This window comes from Aliarcobacter vitoriensis, from assembly GCF_003316695.1.
In the GTDB taxonomy this organism is placed as follows: domain Bacteria; phylum Campylobacterota; class Campylobacteria; order Campylobacterales; family Arcobacteraceae; genus Aliarcobacter; species Aliarcobacter vitoriensis.
On sequence record NZ_PDKB01000009.1, the window covers coordinates 26178 to 48245 of the forward strand.

23 protein-coding genes are annotated in these 22068 nt (G+C 26.8%); 15 read left to right on the top strand and 8 right to left on the bottom strand.

Going from position 1 to position 22068, the window contains the following annotated elements:
* The 14 genes from CRU91_RS06295 to CRU91_RS06360 all read left to right on the top strand — a co-directional run bounded on the left by CRU91_RS06295 (position 1) and on the right by CRU91_RS06360 (position 14418).
* Positions 1-585: an FKBP-type peptidyl-prolyl cis-trans isomerase gene (locus CRU91_RS06295; protein WP_113894373.1), complete on the top strand. Its 585-nt coding sequence runs from the start codon at positions 1-3 to the stop codon at positions 583-585.
* A 127-nt stretch (positions 586-712) separates the two neighbouring features.
* The gene (fabD, locus tag CRU91_RS06300; RefSeq protein ID WP_113894374.1) at positions 713-1642 is read left to right on the top strand and encodes an ACP S-malonyltransferase; all 930 of its coding nucleotides are present in this window, start codon (positions 713-715) and stop codon (positions 1640-1642) included.
* The gene (locus tag CRU91_RS06305; RefSeq protein WP_113894375.1) at positions 1635-2333 is read left to right on the top strand and encodes a 5'-methylthioadenosine/adenosylhomocysteine nucleosidase; all 699 of its coding nucleotides are present in this window, start codon (positions 1635-1637) and stop codon (positions 2331-2333) included. The genes fabD and CRU91_RS06305 overlap by 8 nt, the downstream gene beginning before the upstream one ends.
* A gap of 67 nt (positions 2334-2400) precedes the next feature.
* Positions 2401-3807 (top strand): aspartate ammonia-lyase, encoded by a 1407-nt coding sequence (aspA, locus tag CRU91_RS06310; protein WP_113894376.1) that lies wholly within the window; start codon positions 2401-2403, stop codon positions 3805-3807.
* The gene (locus CRU91_RS06315) at positions 3794-4294 is read left to right on the top strand and encodes an asparaginase domain-containing protein (RefSeq protein WP_113894377.1); all 501 of its coding nucleotides are present in this window, start codon (positions 3794-3796) and stop codon (positions 4292-4294) included. The genes aspA and CRU91_RS06315 overlap by 14 nt, the downstream gene beginning before the upstream one ends.
* A 75-nt stretch (positions 4295-4369) precedes the next feature.
* Positions 4370-4987, top strand: a complete 618-nt coding sequence (locus CRU91_RS06320; RefSeq protein ID WP_113894378.1) for a DJ-1/PfpI family protein — start codon at positions 4370-4372, stop codon at positions 4985-4987.
* A 169-nt stretch (positions 4988-5156) separates the two neighbouring features.
* Positions 5157-6077: a manganese-dependent inorganic pyrophosphatase gene (locus CRU91_RS06325; protein ID WP_113894379.1), complete on the top strand. Its 921-nt coding sequence runs from the start codon at positions 5157-5159 to the stop codon at positions 6075-6077.
* Positions 6078-6130: 53 nt separating this feature from the next.
* A complete protein-coding gene (locus CRU91_RS06330) occupies positions 6131-7336 on the top strand; it encodes a mechanosensitive ion channel family protein (protein ID WP_113894380.1) in 1206 nt (401 codons plus the stop codon).
* A gap of 46 nt (positions 7337-7382) precedes the next feature.
* Positions 7383-8168: a helix-turn-helix domain-containing protein gene (locus CRU91_RS06335; RefSeq protein WP_113894381.1), complete on the top strand. Its 786-nt coding sequence runs from the start codon at positions 7383-7385 to the stop codon at positions 8166-8168.
* A gap of 179 nt (positions 8169-8347) precedes the next feature.
* Positions 8348-9658 carry a 2-isopropylmalate synthase gene (locus CRU91_RS06340; RefSeq protein WP_113894382.1) on the top strand — a complete coding sequence of 437 codons (1311 nt, stop codon included), beginning with the start codon at positions 8348-8350 and terminating at the stop codon, positions 9656-9658.
* Between the two features lie 89 nt (positions 9659-9747).
* The gene (locus tag CRU91_RS06345) at positions 9748-10317 is read left to right on the top strand and encodes a superoxide dismutase (RefSeq protein WP_113894383.1); all 570 of its coding nucleotides are present in this window, start codon (positions 9748-9750) and stop codon (positions 10315-10317) included.
* Between the two features lie 176 nt (positions 10318-10493).
* Positions 10494-10961: an RNA polymerase sigma factor gene (locus CRU91_RS06350; protein WP_113894384.1), complete on the top strand. Its 468-nt coding sequence runs from the start codon at positions 10494-10496 to the stop codon at positions 10959-10961.
* Positions 10961-11926 (top strand): FecR family protein, encoded by a 966-nt coding sequence (locus tag CRU91_RS06355; protein ID WP_113894385.1) that lies wholly within the window; start codon positions 10961-10963, stop codon positions 11924-11926. The genes CRU91_RS06350 and CRU91_RS06355 overlap by 1 nt, the downstream gene beginning before the upstream one ends.
* A 161-nt stretch (positions 11927-12087) precedes the next feature.
* A complete protein-coding gene (locus tag CRU91_RS06360) occupies positions 12088-14418 on the top strand; it encodes a TonB-dependent siderophore receptor (protein WP_113894386.1) in 2331 nt (776 codons plus the stop codon).
* A gap of 203 nt (positions 14419-14621) precedes the next feature.
* On the opposite strand, the gene CRU91_RS06365 is transcribed toward CRU91_RS06360, so the two are convergent.
* Positions 14622-15464, bottom strand: a complete 843-nt coding sequence (locus tag CRU91_RS06365; protein WP_113894387.1) for a hypothetical protein — start codon at positions 15462-15464, stop codon at positions 14622-14624.
* Positions 15465-15599: 135 nt separating this feature from the next.
* Here CRU91_RS06365 and CRU91_RS06370 point away from each other — a divergent pair, with 135 nt between their 5' ends.
* A complete protein-coding gene (locus tag CRU91_RS06370) occupies positions 15600-16970 on the top strand; it encodes a type II toxin-antitoxin system HipA family toxin (RefSeq protein WP_113894388.1) in 1371 nt (456 codons plus the stop codon).
* A 65-nt stretch (positions 16971-17035) separates the two neighbouring features.
* On the opposite strand, the gene CRU91_RS06375 is transcribed toward CRU91_RS06370, so the two are convergent.
* From CRU91_RS06375 to CRU91_RS06405, 7 genes are all read right to left on the bottom strand, one after another.
* Entirely contained in the window at positions 17036-17335 is a 300-nt protein-coding gene (locus tag CRU91_RS06375) for a type II toxin-antitoxin system RelE/ParE family toxin (protein ID WP_113894389.1), read from the bottom strand.
* Complete coding sequence (locus CRU91_RS06380; protein ID WP_113894390.1) at positions 17335-17583, bottom strand: hypothetical protein; 249 nt, start codon at positions 17581-17583, stop codon at positions 17335-17337. The genes CRU91_RS06375 and CRU91_RS06380 overlap by 1 nt, the downstream gene beginning before the upstream one ends.
* A gap of 65 nt (positions 17584-17648) precedes the next feature.
* Positions 17649-18710, bottom strand: coding sequence for an agmatinase family protein (locus tag CRU91_RS06385; RefSeq protein WP_113894391.1), 1062 nt, complete (start codon positions 18708-18710; stop codon positions 17649-17651).
* Positions 18711-18778: 68 nt separating this feature from the next.
* The gene (locus CRU91_RS06390) at positions 18779-19459 is read right to left on the bottom strand and encodes a phosphate ABC transporter ATP-binding protein (protein ID WP_113894392.1); all 681 of its coding nucleotides are present in this window, start codon (positions 19457-19459) and stop codon (positions 18779-18781) included.
* On the bottom strand, positions 19452-20321 hold the full coding sequence (locus tag CRU91_RS06395) for a PstA family ABC transporter permease (RefSeq protein WP_113894393.1): 870 nt from the start codon (positions 20319-20321) through the stop codon (positions 19452-19454). Before CRU91_RS06395 ends, CRU91_RS06390 begins: the two co-directional genes overlap by 8 nt.
* On the bottom strand, positions 20314-21156 hold the full coding sequence (locus tag CRU91_RS06400; RefSeq protein WP_113894394.1) for a PstC family ABC transporter permease: 843 nt from the start codon (positions 21154-21156) through the stop codon (positions 20314-20316). Before CRU91_RS06400 ends, CRU91_RS06395 begins: the two co-directional genes overlap by 8 nt.
* Before the next feature lie 3 nt (positions 21157-21159).
* Positions 21160-21975, bottom strand: a complete 816-nt coding sequence (locus tag CRU91_RS06405; RefSeq protein ID WP_113894395.1) for a phosphate ABC transporter substrate-binding protein — start codon at positions 21973-21975, stop codon at positions 21160-21162.
* Positions 21976-22068: the final 93 nt, after the last annotated feature.

Below are 22068 nucleotides of genomic sequence, written 5' to 3' on the forward strand. Positions count from 1 at the left end.
ATGTCAAATAAAGTAATAGGTATAGAATATACATTAAAAGATGCAAAAACTGGTGAACAATTAGATACTAACGTAGGTCAAGCACCTTTAGAATTTATTTCTGGAAAAGGTCAAATTATCCCTGGATTAGAAAATAAGTTAGTTGATATGTCAGCAAATGAAGAAGCAGATGTTTTAGTTGAAGCAAAAGATGCTTATGGAGAGTATAACGAAGAGGCTGTGCAAACTTTACCAAAAGAACAATTTGCTGGAATAGAATTAGTTGAAGGAATGAGCTTATATGGAACAGGTGAACATGGAGAAACTGTTCAAGTTGTAGTTAAATCATTTGATGATAACGAAGTTACTATTGATTACAATCACCCAATGGCTGGAAGAACTTTAATGTTTAGTGTTGCTATATTAAGTTTAAGAGATGCAACAGATGAAGAGATTCAAACTGGTGTTGTAGGTGGAATGGCTGCAATGGCAGGTGGTTGTTGTGGAGGAGGAAGTTGTGGAACTGGAGATGACCATGGACACTCACACGGTGGTGGTTGTGGAACTGGTCATGGACACTCTCATGGTGGATGTGGTTGCCACTAATTTTTAGATAAAAATAGTTTAGAATTTGCCCAAGTGTAGTTTTACATTTGGGCAAAACTATTTTTAAGGGCTTAATTTCGAGTCTTTAAAGATGGTTTTTAATCAAAATTAAAAAAAAGGTTTTATTATGAAAAAAGTTGCTTTTATTTTCCCTGGACAAGGTAGTCAAACTATTGGAATGGGTAAAGATTTTTTTGAAAATAGTGAAATTGCAAAAGAGATGATAAAAAAAGCAAGTCAAAGATTGAATATTGATTTTGAAAAACTTTTATTTGAAGAAAATAATAATTTAGGAAAAACTGAATTTACTCAACCAGCTATTTTACTTGTAAGTGCTATTGCATTAGCAGTTTTTAAAGAAAAGTGTGAGATTGAACCAGAATTTGTTTTAGGGCATTCATTAGGAGAATTTACTGCACTAGTTGCTGCTGGAGGGATCGATTATTTAGATGCAATTGAGCTTGTAAATAAAAGAGGAACTTTTATGAATGAAGCTTGTAGTGGTGGTGGTGCTGGTATGATGGCTTTAGTTGGAATTGATGATGAGATAGTTGAAAACATATGTAAAGAGCAAAGAGAGAATGGAAAAAAAGTTTGGCCAGCAAACTATAATATGGATGGGCAATTGGTTCTTGCAGGAGTTAAAGCTGATTTAGAAAGTTTAGTTGATACTTTTAAAGCTGCAGGAGCTAAAAGAGCATTGGTTCTTGATATGAGCGTTGCATCACATTGCGAACTTTTACAAAGTGCAGTTGAAAACTTAAAACCATATTTACAAGAGTATTTACAAGATGAATTTTCTCCTGTTATTGCAAATGTAAGTGCTGAATCTTATACAACAAAAGATGAAGCTATAGAACTTTTATCTTCTCAACTTGTAAGTCCAGTAAAATATAAGCAATCAATAAAAGCTAATAGTGATAAAGTTGATTTATTTATTGAATTTGGAAATGGAGCAGTTTTAAAAGGTTTAAATAGAAAAATTACGGATAAACCAACTTTAAATGTTTCTGATATGGCAACGCTTGAAGCAGTAATAGGTGAATTAAATGACTAAATTAGCAATTATGGGAGCTATGGAAGAAGAAATAGAACCTCTTTTAGCTTATTTTAATAAAGTAAATATTGTAGAGTTTGCAAATAATAAATATTATGAAGTAAATTATAAAGGTCTTAATATTGTAATAGCTTATTCAAAAATTGGAAAAGTACATGCAAGTTTAACTGCTTTAACTATGATAGAAAAATTCTCTTGTGATACTTTACTTTTTTCAGGAGTTGCAGGAGCTGTTAATCCAAATTTGAAAGTTGGTGATCTAATAATTGCTGATAGACTTTGCCAACATGATTTGGATATTACTGCTTTTGGGCATCCTAATGGTTATGTTCCAGGTGGAAAAGTTTTTGTTGAAACTACAAAAAATTTAAGAGAAGTTGCAAAAAAAGTAGCAGTTCAAAATAATCTAAAAGTAATTGAGGGTACTATTGCAACTGGTGACCAGTTTGTTCACTCAATTGAACGAAAAGATTTTATACAAAACACTTTTAAAGCTGATGCGTTAGAGATGGAAGGTGCAAGTGTTGCTGTTGTTTGTGATGCTTTAAATGTCCCTTTTTTTATTTTAAGAGCAATCTCTGATAGTGCTGATATGGATGCTGGATTTGATTTTGATGAGTTTTTAAAATCAAGTGCAAAAAATTCTGCTGATTATCTAATCAAAATTGTAGAAGAACTTATTAGAAAATAATTCTCAATAAAGCTTTTTTTGTGTAGGTTTATTCTATACTTTGTTTAAAATATTTTAAAGGCAAAGTATGGAAAATTTACATAGAATAGAAAAAGATTTCTTAGGTGAAAAAGAGATTGAAATTGATAAATATTATGGTGTTCAAACTTTAAGAGCAAAAGAAAATTTTGATATAACTACTCTTGGGATATCAATATTTCCAAATTTTATCATATCTTTAGCAAAGGTAAAAAAAGCTTGTGCTTTAACAAATCATGAATTAGGTGATTTAACTGATACTCAAAAAAATGCTATTGTTCAAGCTTGTGATAGAATTATTGCAGGAGAATTTCATGATCAGTTTATAGTTGATCCAATTCAAGGTGGAGCTGGAACTTCTACAAATATGAATGCAAATGAAGTAATAGCAAATATTGCTTTAGAAATTTTAGGGCATCCAAAAAGTTCTTATGACATCATTCATCCAAATAACCACATAAATATGAGCCAATCAACAAATGATGTATATCCAACAGCTATAAAAATCACTCTATATGAATTGATTTTTAAACTTCAAGATAGTCTTAAATTTTTAAGAGATTGTTTTCACGATAAAGCAGTAGAATTTAAAGATATATTAAAAATGGGAAGAACACAGCTTCAAGATGCAGTTCCTATGACTTTAGGACAAGAGTTTAAAACTTATTCAACAATGATAGATGATGATATTTTTAGACTTACAACGGCTCAAAATACTCTAAAAGCAGTAAACTTAGGAGCAACAGCAATAGGTACAGGGATAAATACAAAGCCTGAATATCAAGAATTGGTGATAAAACATTTAAGAATGGTTACTGGAACAGAGTATTATAAAGCAAATGATATGATAGAGGCTACACAAGATACTGGTTCTTTTGTACAAATTTCTGGAAGATTTAAATCTATTGCCATAAAAGTTTCAAAAATTTGTAATGACTTAAGACTTTTGAGTTCAGGTCCACGTGCTGGGCTAAATGAGATAAATCTTCCACCACTTCAACCCGGAAGTTCTATCATGCCAGGTAAAGTAAATCCAGTAATGCCAGAAGTTGTAAATCAAGTTGCTTTTGATGTAATAGGTGCTGATGTTACTATTTCTCTTGCAAGTGAGCATGGTCAATTGCAATTAAATGTGTTTGAACCAATTATTGCTTTTAGATTATTTATCTCTATAAATATGATGAGAAGAGCTTTTGAAAGTTTAGGTGAAAAATGTATAAAAGGAATTACTGCAAATCCTGAAGTTTGTATGAATAATGTTTTAAATTCAGCAACACTTGTAACTTGTTTAAATCCAATTTTAGGATATGAAAAAAGTTCAGCTATTGCAAAAGAAGCTTTAAAAACGGGAAAAAGAGTTTATGATATTTTATTGGAGCAAAAACTATTTACACAAGAAGAGCTAGAAGAGTTACTACAACCAAGAAATATGGTTCACAATTATGACAAAATCTAAAATCGTAGTTATAAACACTGGAGGAACTTTCAATAAAATATACAATCCTCTAACTGGTGAACTTGAAGTGTCAAAAGAGAGTTTGGCACTTCAAGAAATAATACAGTATTCATATAATATCGATTTTGAAGTTTTAAATATAATCTCAAAAGATAGTTTGGATATGGATGATTTTGACAGAGAAAAGATTGTAACAACAATAAAAGAGTCTAAAAATGACCATTTTATTGTTATTCATGGAACTGATACTATGCACTTAAGTGCAAAATATGTAGATGAAAAAGTAAAAGATAAAACTATAATTTTTACTGGTGCTATGCTACCTATGTCTATAAATAAAGTTGAAGCAACACTAAACTTTGCACAAGCTATTGGATTTTTAAATTCAACAATAAAAAATGGTGTTTATGTATCTATGCACGGAAGTGTAAAAAACTATAAAAATCTTATAAAAAATAGAGAACTTGGGCAGTTTTTAAACTCTTAAATTTTTTTATATTAAATATTATTAAAATATCAAAGCTATGATAAAATAAATTGATATTTTTCTAAAGGAAAACTTATGCAAAAGATTGTTGGTATTTTTATTTTTGATAACATAGAAGTTTTAGATTTTTCTGGTCCATTTGAGGTTTTAAGTGTAACTAGACTAGATGAAGATAGGAGATTAGAAACTCTTTCTCCTTTTGATGTTAAGTTGATATCTATTACAAAAGAAGTTGTTTTTACAAAAGGAAATATGAAGATAATACCAGATTTTGATTTTGAAACTTGTCCAAATCTTGATATTTTGATAGTTCCAGGTGGAATGGGTACAAGAAAACTTATGTATGATGAAAAAGTGTTAAATTTTATAAAACAAAAAGCAAAAGAGGCAGAACTTCTAAGTTCTGTTTGTACAGGTTCTCTTATTTTGGCAAGTGCAAAATTACTCGATGGAGTTAATGCTACAACTCATTGGAAAAGCTTAGATAGAATGGAAGAAGAGTTTAAAAATGTAAAAGTTTGTAGAGATAAACATTTTGTTGAAGATGGAAATATTATATCTAGTGCAGGAATTTCAGCTGGTATTGATATGGCACTTTATATTGTGAAGAAATATTTCGGTGAAGAAGTTTCACGATCAACAGCAAAACATATGGAATATCCATATTTAGAGAAAAATGTAAGAAGAATTTAGAATAATATTATTTTAAATTTTTCTAAATATCAATAAATCAAAAACTGATAAATAAAAAAACATATTTTATTTAAAATATTTAGCTCTTACAACATATTCAAAAATACTTTAAAAGAAAAATTACCAACTTTTAGCTAAAATCCATAAAATTTTAAATTAGGACTTAATAATGGCATTATATACATGTGGGCATATTATCCCAGATTCAGATTCGATTTGTTCGGCTATTGCACTATCTCATTTACTAAATGAGATAGGAAGACCAGCAATTCCTGCACGTCAAGGAGAAGCGAATCCAGAAACAAAATTTATCTTAGAAAAATTTGGTTTTGAACTTCCAGAAATAAAAACTTCTTTTGCTGGTCATGAACTTTTTATAACTGATTATTCAGATATTGCACAAGCTCCACAAGAACTTGATAAAACAACTATTGTAGGAATTGTAGATCATCACAAATTAGGAGATATTACAACTTCAGCTCCACTAGAGTGTTGGATAAGACCAGTTGGTTGTACAAATACAATAGTAAAAGAGATGTATGATTATCATAAAGTTGAAATACCAAAAAATATTGCAGGTATTATGATGTGTGCTATATTATCTGATACGGTTGTTTTCAAATCTCCTACATGTACACCGATTGATATTCAAGTAGTTCGTGAACTATCAAAAATTTGTGGAATTGAAGATTTTGGTGCTTTAGGTATGGAGATGTTTAAAGTAAAATCTCAAGTTGAAGGAACTCCAGTTCGAGAGCTTGTTATGAGAGATTATAAAAACTTTGATATGCATGGAAATAAAGTTGGAGTAGGGCAACTTGAAGTTGTAGATGGAAGTGTATTTGACTCTATAAAAGATGAGCTTATGGCTGATATTAAAAAAGTTAAAGAGGAGCAAAACTTACATACAGTTGCACTACTTTTAACAGATATTATGAAAGAGGGAAGTGAAGTACTTGTAACAAGTGAAGATACTTCTATTTTTGAAAAAGCATTTAACTGTAAACTTGTAGATAATAAAGTTTGGTTAGATGGATGTTTGAGTAGAAAAAAACAGATTATTCCTTTTTTAGAACCTGCATTCGCATAAAATACAAAGCCTAGAGGCTTTGTATTTTACTGAAATTACCTTTAGGAGATTATATGAAAAAATATTTAATTGAATTCTTGCATAGTATAGGCATAGAGCCATCATTTTTAGCCATGAGTATATCTATTTTACTAATTATCATTTTAACAGCAGTTACTATTCATATTGTACTACATAAAGTTATTTTAAAAAGCATAAAAAAGATTGATGAAAAAAAGAAAAACTTGATAACTTCAGCTTTATTGGAAGAAAATCTTTTTGAAAGACTTGCTTTAGTTTTTCAAGGTTTAGTCGTATATTGGCAAACAAATATTTGGATAGAAAAGGGTTATATATATGAAACTTTACTTACTATTTCTCTTGTTTGGATAGTTATTTTTGGACTTTTAGCTACATATTCATTGATTGATAAGATATTTAAAACTCTTTACAATAAAACAAAAATACCATTTTTTGATATGCAAACTGTTATTCAAAGTATAAAATTAATCTTTGGAATAATTTGCTTTATATATATTATTTCTATTTTGATGGATAAATCACCAGTTGCTATTTTAAGTGGACTTGGAGCGATGTCAGCAGTTTTGATGTTGGTTTTTAAAGATACTATTTTAGGTTTCACTGCTGGACTTCAATTAAGCACAAATAAAATGGTTCAAGTTGGAGATTGGATAGAAATGCCAAAATATGGAGCAGATGGAGATATTATAGATATTGGATTAAATGTTGTAAAGGTGAGAAACTTCGATAAAACTATCACAACAATTCCTACTTATGCACTTGTATCAGACTCTTTTAAAAACTGGCAAGGTATGAGAGAAAGTGGTGGAAGAAGAATAAAAAGAGCAATAAAAATAGATATAAATAGTATAAAATTTTTAAATGAAGAAGATATACAAAAACTTAAAAAAGCAAATCTTTTAGCTCCATATCTACAAAAAAAAGAAGATGAAATTAAAGATTACAATGAAAAAAATCACTTTGATTTAAGCGTTAGTGTAAATGGAAGAAGACTTACAAATATTGGAACTTTAAGAGCATATATTGAAACATATTTAAAAAATCATCCAAATATAAATAAAAATATGACAATTATGGTTCGACAATTAGCTCCTAATGAATATGGAATTCCAATAGAAATATATTGTTTTACAGCAACAACAGTTTGGATAGATTATGAGAATATTCAATCAGATATTTTTGACCATATTTACTCTGTTTTAGGTGATTTTGGAATAAAGGCTTATCAATATAATTAAAGTAGAATTGGAACTATATTTCCAATTCTACTTAAAAGCTAAAAATATGAAAAATGCAATATTTAAAAACTCAAAACTAAACTTTATAGAGTTGCGATATGTAAAAGATATTGAAAACTGTATAAAGATGCATTTACACGAAGAACTTACAATCACTGCAATAAAAAAAGGTTCACTAAACCTTATCTTCAACGATACTTCTTGTGAACTAAAATCAAATGAAATAGCCATTATAAATAGTCAAATTCCTCATTGTGCAACATTAAACCAAGAATCGAAAGATGGATATGTTTTATATTTGGATAAAGAGTATTTAAAAAAAATAGATTTTGATTTTTCTTCTACTTTTGAGTTAATCAAACAAAAAAACATCTATAAAAGTTTTATAAAATTATGTGATTGTTTACTTGATAGTAAAATATCTTTGATAGAAAAAGAAGAAAAATTTTATCTATTTTGTTTATTGTTTTTTTCTTTTGAACAGAAAGAAAATATTTACAAAGAAGAGTCTGTTTTGGCTTTAAATATCAAAAAATATTTAGATGAAAATTATCTTGAAGAGTTTATTTTAGATGACTTAGCTTTTAGCTTTAATTTAACGGTTGTTCATCTAATACGAGTATTTAAAAAAGAGTTTGGACTTCCAATTCATTCATATATTTTAAATAAAAAAGTGCATCTTGCAAAAGAGTTATTGTCTTCAAATATCTCTATTTCTCAAGTATCACAAAATAGTGGTTTTTTTGACCAAAGCCACCTAAATAGAAGTTTTAAAAGAATCTTCCAAATTACACCAAAAGAGTATCAAAAAAATATATTTTCTAAATGTTAATTTTGTACAAGATTTAATTTTTTTTTAAAGTTATAATTTACAAAATTAAAAATAGGAGTTTATTATGAGTGTAAATAATATAAAACAAATTATCTCTTTTCCTTTCCTCTTCCTCAAAACTTTTTAATAATCAAATCATATAAATAAATCAAAAAACAAAAATCATATCGGAGTAAATAATGAATTTTAAAAAATATCAACAATACCCAACTATTCAAAATTTTAAAAGAGAATGGGCAGATAAAACTATTACAAAAGCACCAATTTATTGTAGTGTAGATTTAAGAGATGGAAATCAAGCTTTAGAAAATCCTTTGACAATTGAACAAAAATTGGAATATTTCAAAAGTTTAGTAAGATTAGGATTTAAACAAATAGAGGTGAGTTATCCAAGTGCAAGTGATACGGATTTTAACTTTACTAGAAAATTAATCGAAGAAGATTTAATTCCAGATGATGTTGCAATTCAGATTTTAATTCCTGCAAAAAAAGAGTGGATTAAAAAAAGTGTTGAAGCTATGAAAGATGTTAAAAATGGGATTTTTCATCTATACAATCCAACAAATGAGTTTCAAAGAAGAGTTGTTTTTCAAAAAAGTGATGATGAAATAGTTCAAATGGCAGTTGAAAGTATGCAATATTTGGTAGAACTTACAAAAGATTTTAAAGGAAATGTAATTTATCAATATTCACCAGAAAGTTTTTCTCAAACAAATTTAGATTTTGCTATAAAAATATGTAACGAAGTTATAAATATAGTAAAACCAACGGTTGAAAATAAGATGATTATCAATTTACCAAATACTTTAGAATCTTGTACACCAAATATTTATGCAGATAGAATAGAGTATATGTGCAAGAATTTACATCATCGTGAAGCTTTAATCATAAGTGTTCATCCACACAATGACAGAGGAACTTCGGTTGCTTCTTCTGAATTGGCAGTTCTTGCAGGAGCAGACAAAGTAGAAGGAACTTTATTTGGAAATGGTGAAAGAGCAGGGAATTTAGACATAATAAATTTCGCTTTTAATATATATTCAAGTGGAATTGACCCAAAACTTGATTTATCAATAATAGATGAAGTAAAAAATATGTATGAAGAAAAAACGCAACTTTTTGTGCATCCAAGACATCCATTTGTCGGAAATATGATCTTTACAGCTTTTAGTGGTGGACATCAAGATGCTATAAAAAAAGGAATAGATTTTTATAGACAAAGTGAAAGCAAGATTTGGAATGTGCCATATTTGCCAATTGACCCAAAAGATATAAATAGAGGTTATGAAAATGTTATACGAGTAAATTCTCAATCAGGAAAAGGTGGAGCAAGTTTTATAATAAGTGAATTTTTTGGAGTAAATCTAAGTAAAGATGAAGCTATAAAATTTGGAGATATTATAAAAAAAGAATCAGATAAATTGCAAAGAGAGTTGAAAAAAGAAGAGATAATAAATCTTTATGAGAAGTATATAAAAAAGGGAATTTGAACTTTTTAGAAGCGATATTCTTAAGTCAAAGCAAATTAAAAAAATTGTATTCTATATAGTTTTAAAATTTTTATAAAAAAGGATAATATATGAAACACGAATTAATGAAATTACCATATACAAGCTTGGCACCACTTATGTCTGATGAAACTTTAGAGTATCACCATGGGAAACACCACAATACTTATGTTACAAATTTAAACAATCTTATTGCTGGTACAAAATATGAAGATATGAGTTTAGAAGAGATTGTAAAAAGTTCTGAAGGTGGATTATTTAATAACTCTGCACAAGTATTTAATCATGACTTTTTCTTCAATGGTTTAACTCCTACTCAAGGTGATATTCCAGCTTCTGTTGAAAAAGCTTTAACTGATACTTTTGGAAGTGTTGATAAATTTAAAGAAGAGTTTACAGCTAAAGCTATTGGACAATTTGGTTCAGGTTGGGCTTGGTTAGTAAAAGATAGTGCCTGTAAACTTCAAATTGTTACAACTTCAAATGCAGGTTGTCCAATAACTGATGGTTTAACACCAGTTTTAACATGTGATGTATGGGAACATGCTTACTATATCGATACAAGAAATGCAAGACCAAAATTCTTAGAAAACTTCTGGAAACTTGTAAATTGGGATGTTGTAGCTAGTAAATTAGCATAATATCTTTATAATAAAATATAAACTCTTATTTAAATCTTTTAAGATTTAATAAGAGTTCCTCTTCTAAACTTTTAATATAAATTTAAAAAATCAAAAATTCTAATAAAAAGTAATATATTTATAAAGAAAGATAGAGTATAGTTATCAAAATTAAACTTTAGGGCTAGATATTTGAAATGCTTGAACACTACAAAGAGATAAATCTTTATATATATAGACTTACTGGAGATAAAAACTTAGCACAAGATTTGACACAAGAAACTTATGCAAAATTTTTAGAAACAAATAAAGATTCAGATACTGTTGCAAAATCTTATCTTTATCAAATTGCAAAACATTTGGTTATAGATAAGGTAAGAAAAGACAATCTGGTTTTGCAAACTACTTATAATGAAGAAGAACATTCTATCGAAATAGAAAAATATACAGAAGAGATATTATTTGAAGAGATAAGAAAACGAGAACTAAAAGAGTCTATAAAAAATCTTCCACCACAACAAAAGAGAGTTTTTATAATGTTTTATTATAAGAATTTAACTAGAAAAGAGATAGCTAAAACTTTAAATATAACTACAAATGCTGTTGAAAAAAACATAACTAGAGCTATTGCTAAGATAAAAGAAGATATTACGAAAGATGATTAATGAAATTAAGTGAAATAGAACAACAAGCAAACTTTTATCTTATAAGACAAAAAGAAGGATTGTCTGTAAAAGAACAAAAAGAGTTTGAAACTTGGATGAAAGATGAAAACAATAAAAAAATTTATGATGATAATAAAATATTGATAGATGATATTTTGTCTTTGGATGAAGAATTTATAAAAGAGTTGGAAGATGAAATATCTCAAGATATAAAAACAAAATATACTTTTAATTTTAAATATCTTGCAGCTTCTGTTGTTTTTGTCTGTATTATCGCCTTTGGCGGATATCAAGTAAATAGAAATTTTATACCAAATTTTTCTCAAAATTTTGTAAGTGTTGATGAAAAGATTTTAAATGTATCACTTCCAGATAGTTCTATGATAGATTTAGATAAAAATTCGCAAATAAAAATAAGTTACTATGATACAAAAAGAGTTATAACTTTAGAAGATGGAAATGCTATGTTTTCAGTATCAAAAGATGAAAATAGACCATTTATAATAAAAACAAAAGATACTTTGATCGAAGTTTTAGGTACAAAATTTGAAGTTATAAATTATGATGATAATACAATGATAAATGTTTTAGAAGGAGTTGTTCAAGTAAGTTATATATCAAATTTTTTTACAACTCAAACTTTGGCAAAATTGAAAAAATCACAATCCCTTACTTTGAATAATCACGAAAAGAGATTTACACAAAATGAAGTAAATATAAAAGAGATAGCTTCTTGGAAAAATGATGAGATATATTTTAATAAAACAAGTTTAAAAGATGCAAGTTTGATGTTTGGAAGGTATTCAAACAATAAAATGCTATTTGATGATGAAAAATCAGCAAATCTAAAAATATCTGGAAAATTCTCAACTTTGCACTATGATAATTTTTTAAAATCAATACAGATGATATATCCTGTTAAAATAAAAAAAGACGGAAATATTGTAAAAGTTGGTAAGAAGTAAAACTAAATAATCATATACTCTAAACCTAACTAAAACTATTAAAATCAGCAAATTTCAAAATTTCTTTAAATTTGATGTCCGTTTTTTCATTTTCATTCGTTTAATATACAGAGATACCAATTCTCACAACTTAAATTATGTAAAAGGAAAGGAAAAGAGAGATGAATTTTTCAAAACATTCATTAGTTGCCTCAAGTTTATTGTTACTTTTGGGTATGAACTCATTTGCCGATGAAGTATATACTATCCAAAATAAAACTTTGAAAGAGGCATTGGAGATTATATCTAAAAAATCAAACTTATCATATATTGCAAATGATGAGGTACTAGATAGAAAAAGTACAAATAATATAGAAGATATTGAAGGTACTCAACAAGCTTTAGATAAACTTTTAGAAGGTTCAGGACTAAAAGCTATAATTGATGATAAATCAATAGTTATAGTAAAAGAACAAGGTGTTGTAAAAGTTATAAATGGAACTTATGTATTGGATGATGTTTCTGTAAAAAGTGGAAATTATCTAGGAAGTACAACAGAGAACTCAAACTCGTATACAACTGGAAGTATGAGTACAGCTACAAAACTTGATTTATCTATAAGAGAAACTCCACAATCAGTTAAAGTTATAACACAAGAATATCTCCAAGATGCAAATATTGATTCTTCTCACAAATTGTTTGATAATATCACAGGTTTATCTCCTTATAGAACACATGAAACATATACTGTTTATGGAAGAGGATTTGTAGTTGATTATTACCTTTTTGATGGTTTACCAACTACAGATTTAGTTAGTGATTATGATTTAAGTATTTATGATAGGGTAGAGATTGTAAAAGGTGCAAATGGACTTATGACAGGTGCGGGAGATCCTTCAATGGGAATGAACTTTATACGAAAATTTGCAAATTCAAAAGAATTTAAAGGTAATATTGATTTATCTGCTGGTTCTTGGGATGATTATAAAGTATCAACAGATATTCAAACACCATTAAATACTGATGGAACTATAAGAGCTAGATTGGTAGCAAAACATCAAGATAAAAAATCTTTTATGGATGGATATAAAGAAAAAAGAGATACATTTTATGGTGTAGTTGATATGGATTTAACAGATACTTCATATCTATCTTTAGGTGCTAGTTATGAAAAAAAAGATATTGATGGTGCAAGAGCAGGTGGTTTGCCAGCTTTTTATAATGGACAAAGAGTAAATCTTGATAGGTCAAAAATTATAAATGCTGATTGGACATATGATAATAATGAGATTAAAACAATCTATGCAAAAGCAACGCAATATTTATATGAAGATATATCTTTAAATTTGAATTATTCACATAAAATAGTAAATAATGAGCAAGCTCTTTATCAAATATGGGGAGCAAGTCCAACATATAATGGATACTATTGGAGTTATGCAGGTGATAGTGAACATAAAGAAGACAATTTTGATATTTATGCTTCTATTCCTTTTAAGTTAGGTGGATTAGAGCATGAAATCGTTACTGGTTTTATGTATAACAAAAATGAATTAACTAAAAGTAATAATAAATATGGATTAGATTTAGATACATCTATGTATGATATAGACTTAGATAAAAAAGTTTCTCTTATTTCACCATATAAATTAACTAAAGGTAATTTAGAACAAACGACACAAACAGGAACTTATCTTGCTGGAAAATTCTCTTTAATGGAAGATTTAAAACTTATTACTGGACTTAGAGTTTCAAATTGGGAGTATAAAAATAAAACAACTGGTTCAGGAAATAGAGAGTTTGAAAATGAACTAACACCTTATGCAGGAGTAATCTATGATATAGATGAGAATCACTCAGTTTATGCAAGTTATACAGATATTTTTAAACCACAAAATGCTAAAGATAAAAATGATAATTATCTTGACCCAATAGTTGGAAAAAACTATGAAACTGGTATCAAAGGAGAGTATTTTGATAAAAGGCTAAATACAGCAATTTCTATTTTTAGAATAGAACAAGATGGGGTATCCGAAATTGATAAAAGTGGTAAAAATATAATAACAGGTGGAACAGCATATAAAGCAGTAAAAGGAGTTGTAAGTAAAGGAGTAGAGTTTGAAGTTGATGGAGAAATAACTGATAATTGGAACTTATCTTTTGGTATAGCAAACTTTGAAGCAAAAAATGCTCAAGGTGAAAAATTCACTACAACTTCATCAAGAACAACAGCAAATTTATTTACAAAATATAAAATCAATAAAGATTTTGCTATTGGTGGAGGATTAAACTATAAAAGTAAATTTTATGATATGGATAGTGGAGAAAAAATCCAACAAGATGCTTATATCATAGCAAATGTTATGGCTTCTTATGATGTAACAAAAGATTTAAAACTTCAATTAAATATTAATAATTTATTTGATGAAAAATATTATGAAGGAATAGCTTTCTATGGTATGCATTATGGGGAACCTAGAAGTTTTGCTTTAAATATGAGATATTCATTTTAATATAAAGAGAGTTTTGCTCTCTTTGTACTTTTAGGCATGAGTTTCAAAGTATTTATTTAATTTTGAGATTAAAATTTCGATTATAAAATATACTTTCCTTGTATGCTTTGAAACTCATACTTAATGGTATAAATCTACATTATGATATTATATATATGTGTAGGAGTTAGTTATTTTAATTTATAGATTTATATATAAAAATTTTAATATTTAATACTCCAATATTCATCTAAAGTATATTTTTCTTTATTCTTTACTGTATAAAAAATCAAATCTGTTTTTTTGTTAAAAAACTTATATAATTCATCTTTTAAAAACCCTATTTTTTCAAGATAATACCCTGCAAGTTGATAGTAAGGATATACAAAATCAAATTTTTCAATTATGTTAAATATTTCGTTGATATCTAAGTTATCTTTTAAGTTCTTAAATTCATAGATAACATCATCAGGAGTTTTTGAATATTGTATATTACTTATAATTTCAATAAATGCTCTATTTATTGATGAAATCTTGTACCCATTATAATTAATTATTCCTATTTCTTGAGTGTTATTTGACTCTAACATCACTATATTGTAATTGTATATAGTATTATGAGCTTTAGTTCTTCTTGGCTTATTTTTAAAAGCTTTATCGATAGCTTCTTGTGTGATATCTTTTGAATTAAAATTTACTCTTTTCATTCTCTCTTTTGAAATAAAAATAAAATTATCTCTAAAGTTTGTTAAACCTTGAATATTAAGAGATGTAAACATAGGAAAAAAACCATTTTTTTCAAGAGAATATACAAAATCATAAATATTAAACTCTTTGTTTAGAGTATATCTTATTTTTTCTATATCTCTTATGCTTATTGTGTGTGCTACTAGTCCATCATTTAAAAGTTTTAAATAAAAATCATTTTGAGTTAAGCTATTTGATACTAGATTCTCTTCTTTTAATTCATCTAGAATGATTGATATATCATCAATTGATAAAAAGCCTTTACTTTTTACAATGCTAATAATTTTTTCTCTATTTAGAGTATAATAATCTTTCTTCAAAACCTTACCTTAATTAAGTAAATTTACTTAATTATATATAAAATACAGTATTTTGTCAAATTAATATTTGACTTGACAAATTTAAAACAAATATGTATAATAAAATTAAGTAAATTTACTTAATTAGGAAGATGTATGATATACGTTGTAAAGAATAATAAACTTTTTGGAATATTAACTCAAGCAGATAATGGTAATATCACTTTTGAATATGATGATTCTATCAAAAAAGAGCATTATTTACGAGGATTACAAGAGAAAATTAATAGTTCAAGAGTTTTATTTCCTGTATTTGAGAATATGCTTCCTGAACATGAACAAAAGAATCTTTTATTAGAAAAATATAATATTACTAATGACATTGATATTCTTGCTTATTTGGACAATATACATGGTACATTTGAGTTTTATACTAAAGATAGCTATAAAACATTTATAGCAAAAGAGTATGAAGAGTTCATTTTTAATGAAAAAATTGATGAAATTTTAAGTAATGATTATATATTTCCAAATATATTAAGTGATTATTCTTTAGATATAAATACAAATATTTTATATCCAACTAAATTAGTAAATAGCAAAGTAATAGGATTATCTGGGTTTCAATATAAGTTTTCAGTAATAATTGATGAAACTACTAAAACAATCACCCATGATTCTTCAAAATCTAGTAATTATTTTATGAAACCTTATAGTAAGTATCAATCAACTTATAATTTTAAAGATAAAGATAAAAACTATATTCCATATCTTTTGATAAATGAACATTTGTTTATGACTCTTGCAAGAGATTTTGGTTTTAAAGTTCCTTATAATGCTATTATAAAACACGATACAGATTACCACTATATCATCAAAAGATATGATAGATACAATGATAATAAGATTGACCATACAGAAATATTGACACTTATGGAAAAAGTAAGCACTGAAAAATATAATGTTACTATGCAAGAACTATTTGAAATAACAAAAGAGTATATTGATAAAGAAGAGCAATTAATCCTTTTTAAATTTATCATTTTTTCAATAGTAATATCTCATGGGGATTTACATGCAAAAAATTTGTCATTAATTAATAAAAGTAATAACAGTGAAGAAGAATTTAAACAGCTATCGCCATTTTATGATATATCTACTACAAAAATCTATAAAGATACAAAAGAAAATGATATTGGATTAAAAATCATAAATAAAAAGAAAAATATTAATAGAGCTATTTTACTAAAATTTGCCAAAGTTATTGGAATTGAAAAAAGTTGTGCTGAAACTTATATTGATGAAATTTGTATAAAATTTATAGATACATTCTTAGATTATATAGATAAATTTCCAAATGAGATAAAAGGTTTGCCTTTTAATACTAGCAAACATTATAAAACTACCCTTGAAAATGTATTTAAAAAATATTATGATCAAAGAGTTTCTTATATCAAAGATAAATTAATTAATAATGAAATTGTTACAGAGAAATCTGAAGTTGAAGAAAATTTCTGGGAACAATAAAAATATATGTCCTTTTTTTGATTTAGTTTGTTTAATAAGTAAAAATATATTCATTCATGAAATGTTTATATTTTTATGGGTTGATTAATAGGTTTATTTCTATTAAAAATTGTTAAAATTTCTATTGTATTATTATCTAGGTTTACTTCATAAGTTATAGTATATTTTTTATATGTCATATCTCTGATATTTTTATTATTAAAATAAAATGATTGTCTATATTTAAATGGAAAATTTGGTATTTCTAAAATTGATTTTTCCAACTTTATTGCAAACTCAACCCCAGCACTTGTTTTATCAAGTGCTATATGATTTATTATATTTATAAGTTGATTTTCAAATTCAGGGTTGTAAATTATTTGCATTATTTATTTTCAAGAGTTTGTAAATGTTGTTTTATATTTGACCAAACATCTTTATGAGAAGACATCTTGATTGTACCATTTTTTATATCAGCTCTCATATTATGCAATTCTTTTTGTCTTTCATAAAAGTATGGGTCGTAATCCAAATTCTCATCTTGTTTAATTTGAATTTTATCTTTATAAGGTTCAATAATATTTATAAAATCTTTTACAAAACTATCTTTAATTTGCAATGTCAAAGTTTGCATTATATAGTCCTTTTTATATATTTCTATAATTGTATCAAAAAATAAATAGCTTTATCATAATAAATTTATCTAAATTCTATTTTCCCTTGACTAGCCAATAATGCTCCACAAAGTTGATAAAGTACACGAGAACCAACATTTGCATCCCATCCATTTTCACTATCCCCAACTTCACATAAATCAAAACCTATGATATTTCTTCCACTCTTAACAACCATAAATATCAAGTGTTCTAGTTCACCATATCTTAGTCCACCTGGAACTGGTGTTCCTGTATTTGGACAGTTTAGTGGTTCTAAACCATCTATATCAATAGATAGATAAACGTTTTGTGGAAGTTTTTCAATATATGGTGCAAAAACTTCTTCCAATGATTTTCCACTTGCTAGTTCACTTTGCATAGCTGTATCATACAGACATGCTCCTTTAGTTCCTAAATCTAGCATTCTATTAGCTTCTTCTTTACTATAATCTCTAATACCTATTTGTACAAATTTTGAAACTTTCTCACATTCATTTAAAACGTTGTAAAATATTGAAGCATGAGAGTAAGTAAATCCTTCATAAGCTTCTCTTAAATCGTGATGAGCATCTACATGTAAAATCCCAAAATCTTGATTTGTTGTGTCATTTATAGCTTTTATAAGACCAAGTGGACAAGAGTGATCTCCTCCAACAACAGCTACAAATTTACCTTTATTTAATCTTTTTAAAGATTTTTCATATACTTCATTGTTTATAACTCTTGATAATTCATTTACATATTTTAAATCTTTTTTACAGTTCTCTCCACACTCTAAAGCATCTATAACTTTTAAAGCTTTTTTTCTAGTTTTGTTACTAAGTTTTAATACATATTTATCTGTTTCAAGCATAGCAATTCCTGCTGTATAAGGCTTGATATAGTGATAATTTTCCAAATCCAATTGATGACTAGCAAGTTTGATATTATCAGGTGCTTTTGCTGTTCCCTCTCCAAATGAAACTGTTGCTTCCCATGGAACTGGTATCAAAATCAAACTAGCTTCTTTTGGATCTAATCTTCCACCTAAAAATCCATCAGTCTTTTGTGGTGGAAGTCCAAGTTCCAATATCTTTATCTCTTCTTCTAAACTTCTATATTTCATAATTTTCCCTAATAATTAATATTTTATGTTGTGATTATATGATAAATAAGGAAATAGTCAAATTAAAACTATTTTATCTCTACAACAAAATCTGCAACTTTTAAAACTTGAGATTTGAAATGAGAAATCATCATAATTGAACACTCTTTTTTTAATTCAATTAGTAAATTTTCTATTTTTAAAGCTAATTCTTCATTTAGCGAGGATGTTGGTTCATCAAGAAGTAAAATTTTTGGTTTTAACACCAAAGCACGAGCTAAAATAAGTCTTTGTTGTTGCCCTCCTGAAAGTAAATATGCACTATCATTTAGTCTATCTTTTATCTCATCATATAAAAATACTCTTTTTAAAGCTTCTATAATTTGTTTCTTTGCTTGTTCTTTGTTTATTTTTTGAATTTTTAAAGGAAAGTACATATTTTCAAAAATAGAAAAAGGTAAGATATCAGGATGTTGGCTTACATATACTATTTTTCTTCGTAAAGTTGGTAAATCTTTATTTTGTATATTTAAGATATCTAACTCTTTTCCTTCATCATAAAATATAATATTTCCTGAAAAATTACTATTTTCAAACTCTTTAATTAATTGATTTACTGTAAGAAGTAATGAACTTTTACCAATCCCTGATGGACCTGAAATTGCTAAGATAGAGTTTTTTTCTAAAGTTAAATTAAAATCTTTTAAGATTTGTCTTTTATCATAAAAAAGGTTTAGATTTTCAATTTTTAAAATAGTATTATTAGGCAACTTTTATTCTCCTTTTTAAAGTTATTTTTTGTATCAAAAAAGCTATTATAAATAGGGATAATGAGCTAAAAAGAAGTATCATAGCCGCTACATAACCTTTATTTAGTTCATCTATATCTTGGTAAGCTGATGAAATGTAGTATATAAAAAATGGTATTGCTTCATATTTTTCCAAAATTGAGTTTGGAATACCAGCCATAGCAACAGCTCCTGTCATCATAATAACAGCTGTATCTTCAATAGCCCTTCCAATAGATAAAATAATCCCACTTAAAAGTTCTTTACTGATATAAGGAAGTTGTACAAAAAATAAATTCTGATATTTTGTAGCACCAAGATTTAAAGCACTTAATTTTATATTATTTGGTATTTGATATATTGCATTTTCACTCATTTTGACAATATAAGGAATAACTAAAATAGCCAAACTTAAAGCAGAAATTAATAAACAAGTGTATAAATTTTCAAAATATTTGTGCAAAAATATAGTAATAGATAGACCAAATAGACCAATAACAATAGATGGAGTAAAAGCTAGTAATTCATAAGAGAAGCTAAGAGTATTTTTTAATTCTTTTGAAGCAAAAATAGATATAAAAACACCACTTAAAAAACCTATTGGTAGAGCTATTAAAACTGCTAATAGTGATACTAAAATAGAGCCAATAATAGCAGGGAAAATACCATCAAAAACTCTTTTATTTCCTAAAATTGCATCAATAAAACTCACATTATCAAATATTATATTTAATGAAAAGGCACTAAAACCTTTATAAAAAACAAAAACAAAAAATATTGCTAAAATAATAAGTGAAATAATAGCGATAAAGTAAAATACAGATATTAAAAATTTTTTATTCATATATTTTCTCTTTATTTAAGATTTTTAGGCTACCAACAAGTAAAAATGAAAATAAAAAAAGTAATAAACCACAAATAAATATAGCTTTAAAAGCTATTGACTCATAATCACTTGCATTTATAAGTGCAATATGTGCTGTTAATGTTCTTGCACTATCTAAAATTGAATGAGGTATTTTTAGAGTGTTTCCTGCTATCATCAAAGCTATCATTGTATCTCCAACTGCTCTTGCAAAACCGAATATGATCGCACTTAATATACCTTTTTTTGCATTTTTTAAAACTAAATCAAAAAAAATATCTTCTTTTGTTGCTCCTAAAGATTTTGCAGCTAAAATAGTTTTTTTTGGGATTGAATTAAATGTATTAAATAAAATTATAGTCATAGTTGGAAGTACCACAAAACTAAGCACAAACGAAGCCGTTAAGATACTAAATCCTCTTCCATCTAAAATATCATTCAACCAAGGAACTAACAAAAATATAGCTATAAAAGCGTATAAAACAGTAGGGACTCCTGATAAAAATAGTATAAATTTATTCAATATATTTGTTAAACTTTTTGGTAAAAAAAATGCCATAAGTGAAGCAAAAGAAAAACTCATAATAGCTGCAAAAAATGTAGCTAAAATACTTATATAAATTGTTCCTAATATCATTGGAAGTAATCCATAAAAGTTATTTATTTCATCCCATTTTAAAGAAAAAAATTGTAGAAAATTTCCAGAAATTATTAAAGGAAAAGAGAAATAAATTAAAAATATTAGTATAAAAAGAATTAATGAACTTGTTATAAAAACTGATATAACAAGTCCAAAATTAAATAAAAAATGCATAAATTACTTTTGATAAGGAATTAATCCTAGTTTACTTGTAATTTCTGCTCCACTATTGCTTTTCATATATTCAATAAATGCTTTAGCTAAAGGTTTTGGTTCACCTTTTGTAACCATATATAAACCTCTTGAGATATGATAATCACCATTTAAAATAGTTTCTGTTGAAGGGCATTTGTCATCTATACAAATAGCTTTTACACTATCATCAACTGTTCCAAAAGAGATAAAACCAATACCATTTTTATCAGATAAAACAGCAGTTTTCATAGCAGCATTTGAAGATACAACTTTTGCATCTTGAGAAATTTGTGCTTTTTTGATACCTTCATTTGTAAATACTTCCATCGTTCCACTTGAAGCATCTCTTACATAAAGATTTATTTTACCACCATTTAACCCTAATTCATTAAAAGATTTTACCTTACCAGTAAAAATATCAACTAATTGTTCTGTTGTTAGATTTTTTGTATTTAAATCATTGTTTACAATAACTGCTATTCCATCCATTGCAAAAACAAAACTTTGTAGATTCCCTCTTTCAATTTCATCTTTTTTAGGAGCTCTTCCTGCATTTGCAATATCAACTAAACCTTCAGTAACTTGTTTTATACCAACACCAGTTCCACCACCTGCAATTGTCATATTAATTTGAGGGTATTTTTCCATAATATTTTTCATAGCTTCTTTTTCTGAAGCAATGTGGGCAGTTCCACCAGCAATATTTAAAGTACCTTTTAAATTCTCAAATGGTTTTAAATCATCATTTGCATTTGAAAAACAAAATAGTGTGAATATTGATAAAATCAATTTTTTCATTTCAATTCCTTTTAAATTAGAAATTGGATAAAAAGACAAAGAAGAGATTTTGAAAATATCTTTGTTGCTTAAAACTTAAGCCTGTATCCAAAA